Here is a 4,659-nt window from a genome sequence, read left to right as displayed (position 1 = left end):
TTGTGTGTTGTTTTTATTTTTCAATTGTTTTAGCTGCTGGTGTACCTTTTAAACTTAATTTAACTAACTCTGAGATGAAAAGGGTAAAAGGTTCTATATTATTGTTTACGCTCGCTTCCTCAAGAGCTTTCATATACTCATCTCTTCTTTCAACTGGAATTACCGTCCAAGGATAATTACCAGAAGCTAACATGGTATTCATAAGAAACCTAGCCATTCTCCCATTGCCATCTATGTATGGATGTATATAAACAAAGAAAAAGTGTCCTAAAACAACTCTAACTCCAGCATGTTTTTCGTTTGTTAATAATTCGAAAAAAGCTGGGGTTACATCTCTTACCGCTTCGGAACTCATTGGCACATGTCTTGAATTAGATATAAAGACCGGTCTATTTCTATAACCAGCTAAATCTGAAGGTTTACAAATTCCTGCGGTTACACTTGGTGCAAATAGTTCACGGTACCAAATTGAATGGTCCTGGTCTATTACTAATCCTGCGTTGGTCCCATCAATTATTTTTTGAATCGATTGTTTAACTACTTGGGTGGTCCCATAATATCCTCGAGCTGCCATAGCATTTTTGAGTTCTTTATGGCTTTCGTTATCTTCTAAATCCCAATTACCAGTACTTACTAACTCAATTAACTCAGCCGACACTTTATATCTTTCGATAGAAAGAGAGTGATAAGCATCAGTTGTGTATATTTGGTCCACAGACTTTAAATAATCTTTTGAATTAATTTTTTTAGCTGGACCTTTTGGAAAGTGTTTTATGACAATTTTTCTATATTCAGCCCACATTAAATGGATTCGATTAACATAAGGTGATGTTATTTGTTTTATGTATTCTGTTGATATTTGTTCTTCAAAAGGATCCGTTTCACGCACATCATGATCTAAAGATCGCATAGTACTTATTATGTTATCTGCAATTTTACTTTGCCCAATGTTCCTAAATGCTCCAGCTAGCCTGCCAGCTGGTCTAGTATGCGAACCATCAAGTAATGGTGCCAATATTTGTGAAGCATCTTTTATCATAAATAAGGCAGCTCTCACATCAATAGGATTGGTTTTAAACATTACTTGCTGAATATTAATCAAAGAATGTTCTAAATTAAATACTCTTACTCCGTTGATTTTATCTAAATTATTTTTGTTCGGTAGGTCAGCTTTTAATTCTAATAAACTTGTGGCATGTAGTAGGTTTATTATTTTGTTTGAACCTTTGGGTGATTTAGTAATTAATTGTTTTGGAATAATAGTATTTCCTACATGAAGTAATAAAGATTGCTCTGGCGAAATACAATAATTATTTTGGTATTTGTCCTCTAAATATCTAGAACAAAAGTTCCAATAAGAAGTATACCAAGATGTTGAATTTCCTTGTATATCTTCAGGGTTTGTAACAATATACCAACCTTTGGAAACTTCTTTTAGAAATCCATTTTTAGACAGTCGTTCTCTATGTGTTCTACTTATTTCAGAAGATTTAATTGCAACTATATTTTCATCATCTTGTAGCTGACGTAATTTTTTTAGTGAATCTGCTAGTTTTTCTCTTGGTGTTGCCATTTTTATTTTCTTTTATATAGGCATTTAATTAGCTTACTATGTTGGACGTTTATTAGCCTATTATGTTGGACATTTATTAGCCTACTATGTTGGACATTTATTAGCCTACTATGTTGGACATTTATTAGCCTACTATGCAAATATATATAAAACTTATGTTATTAGAAACTATTTAACCAATTCTATCAGGGCAGACGCACACTTATTTTTAATAAAATCATTTGATTTATAGTGTCTATAACAATAATTATTTGTATATTATACTGGTATTCAGATAATTAAACGACATGAACAAAGACGATAGATTAGTAAGTATATTTGGCAATATGGAAGACTCCAGAAGCCATATAAACCAATTACACAACTTAGAAGACATCCTCCTTATTGGAATAATTTCAGTCATCTGTGGAGCAGAAACATGGAAACAAATGGTTGAGTTTGCCACTTCAAAAGAAGAATTTTTGAGGAAATTTCTTGAATTAAAAAACGGGATCCCCTCTGATGATACCATAAACAGAGTCTTTTCATCAATTGATAGTTCTAAATTTGAAACCTGCTTTATAGACTGGGTAAATTCGATATCAAAACTTTCAAAAGGACAAGTAATTGCTATTGACGGAAAAACATTAAGGGGAGCAAAATCACATGGGAAAAAGTCGCCAGTACATATGGTTAGTGCTTGGGCAGACCAAAACAATTTAGTTCTAGGTCAAGTAAGAGTTAATGAGAAGTCTAATGAAATTACAGCAATCCCTATACTTTTAGAAACATTATTTATTGAAGGTAATATTATAACCATTGATGCGATGGGAACACAGACGGATATTGCCAATAAGATTATTGAAAATAAAGCAAACTATATTTTAGCAGTAAAAGAAAATCAAGAGCAATTATTAGAAGAGATAAAAGATGAATTTAGATTTTCAAAAAACATAGAAACAGATACAAACATTGATTATGGTCACGGACGAATTGAGACTAGAAAATGTTCTGTTATATCTAATTTTCAGTTTATTGAAAACAGTAATAATAAATGGAATAAATTAAGCCAAGTGATTAAAATAGAGAGTTTAAGAGAATTTAAGAACAGCGATAAACTTCCAGAAAAGGCGATTAGATATTACATTTCAAGTTTAACAGATACGGCCGTAAATCATCAGAAAAATATTCGTTCACACTGGGGAGTTGAGAATAAACTACATTGGACTTTAGATGTTGCTTTTTCAGAAGACGCTTCAAGAAAAAGAAATAATAATGCAGCTCAGAATTATTCAATACTTCTAAAAATCGCCTTAAATTTATTGAAAAATGAGAAAACTGAAAAACAAGGCATTGCGGGCAAAAGGCTTAAAGCAGGCTGGAACGAAGCCTATCTGCTAAAAGTGTAAAATACAAAAGTATGAGCTTGCCCTGACCCAATCATAAAATTCTGAACACCGCCGTTTTTGTCGGCAGGACCAATTTTAACAATGCTTATTACATAGGGTTTTAGTCTAGGTTGCGCTCGTTTATTTAGAAATATATTAATTTGCGCTCGTTTTTATTGTATTGCGCTTGTATTTTATGTATCTTGCGCCTATATTTTTAAAATTATGACTAAAAGCGCCCGTTTTTCATTTATTGCGCCCGTTTTTAATGGAATGAATATTTCTGAAGAAGGATACATTACCGGCTATGCCGCTATTATTCAGAAATTGCAATTAAAGATTCCTTTTCCTAGCCCTTTTGCTATTGTTAGCCAAAAGGCAAAACGTAGTGAAGATGAGAATTTTATAATTCTTCCCAATAGTTATCTTCCTGAGGATAGTTTCAGTTTATCAGAAATTGAAGCCTTATACAAACAACTTGTGTTTGCATTGAAATATGAAGGTGTAAACTTATTAGTGTTTAGTGCTTTAGTGAAGCATTACTCTGAGAAAGAATTGAATCTGTTAGTGAGTGTAGAACCAACGGGGCAATATTCTCGAAGAATATGGTTTTTAATAGAATGGTTTTTAGGAAAAGAATTAAAAGCCATTCCAAACCTTACTAAAAAAAGCTATGTCAATGTAATAGATACTAGCTTGCAGTATGCTGTAAAAGGAATAAAATCAGCTCGTCATTCAGTAGTTAATAATTTACCCGGTACTATAGATTTTTGTCCTTTAATACGAAAATCACCCAAGCTAGAGCAATATATCGCCGAAAATTTGTCCGTAAAAAAGAATGAATATTTAAAAGGTATTCGAAAGAATATATTATTACGCGCCTCGGCTTTTTTACTTTTAAAAGATTCAAAAGCATCTTTTACTATTGAGGGGGAGAGTCCAAAAAGTAAACGAGCAGCTCGTTGGGGACAAGCAATAGGACAGGCAGGAATGAATGACTTAAGTCATGAAGAATTTGACCGTTTGCAACAAATTGTAATTGAGAACCCTCGCTTTGTAGATATGGGTTATCGCAAAAAAGGGGGATTTGTTGGTGACCGTGATCGTGAAACTTTATCACCGATTCCTGATCATATATCTGCAAAGCAAAATGATATAGGTCGATTAATGAATGGGCTGATAGAAACAAATAATTTACTGCTATCTAATGAAATAGATGCGGTATTGGCAGCTAGTGTAATTGCTTTTGGTTTTGTGTTTATTCATCCATTTGTAGATGGCAATGGCAGGATACATCGTTATTTGATACACCACGTTTTGGCTAAAAAGCAATTTTCTCAACAGGGTTTAATTTTCCCTGTTTCTGCATCAATTTTAAATCACATTGCTGATTATCAAAAGGTATTGGAAAGCTATTCAGTTCCATTATTAGATTTTATAGAATGGGAAGAGACCTCAGATCACAATGTTGAAGTAATAAATAATACAATTGATTATTATCGTTATTTTGATGCTACAAAGCAAGCTGAATTTTTGTATGAGTGTGTTAAAGATACTATCGATAACATTATTCCTGAGGAAGTGACTTATTTAATCAAATATGAAGAGTTCAAATCGTACATTGACAGTACCTTTGAGATGCCTGATAGTCTGGTATCCTTGTTGGTTCGTTTTTTAGAACAGAACAATGGTGAATTATCAAAACGAGCCAAGAAAAAT

The 4,659-nt window shown here is 32.7% G+C and carries 3 protein-coding genes; 2 read left to right on the top strand and 1 reads right to left on the bottom strand.

The window, feature by feature from the left end; all coding sequences use genetic code 11:
* Positions 1 to 13: 13 nt before the first annotated feature.
* Positions 14 to 1,573: a Fic family protein gene (locus J7K39_03335; protein ID MCD6178917.1), complete on the bottom strand. Its 1,560-nt coding sequence runs from the start codon at positions 1,571 to 1,573 to the stop codon at positions 14 to 16.
* A 287-nt stretch (positions 1,574 to 1,860) separates the two neighbouring features.
* On the opposite strand from J7K39_03335, the gene J7K39_03330 reads away from it, so the two are divergent.
* Positions 1,861 to 2,961: an ISAs1 family transposase gene (locus J7K39_03330; protein ID MCD6178916.1), complete on the top strand. Its 1,101-nt coding sequence runs from the start codon at positions 1,861 to 1,863 to the stop codon at positions 2,959 to 2,961.
* Positions 2,962 to 3,165: 204 nt separating this feature from the next.
* A partial coding sequence (locus J7K39_03325) for a Fic family protein (protein MCD6178915.1) occupies positions 3,166 to 4,659 on the top strand: 1,494 nt, incomplete at its 3' end.

The sequence above is a fragment of the Bacteroidales bacterium genome (genome assembly GCA_021157585.1).
Taxonomy (GTDB): Bacteria; Bacteroidota; Bacteroidia; order Bacteroidales; family UBA12170; genus UBA12170.
Note: the sequence above shows the minus strand (reverse complement) of the source record. Positions and strands in the feature narration are given on the sequence as shown.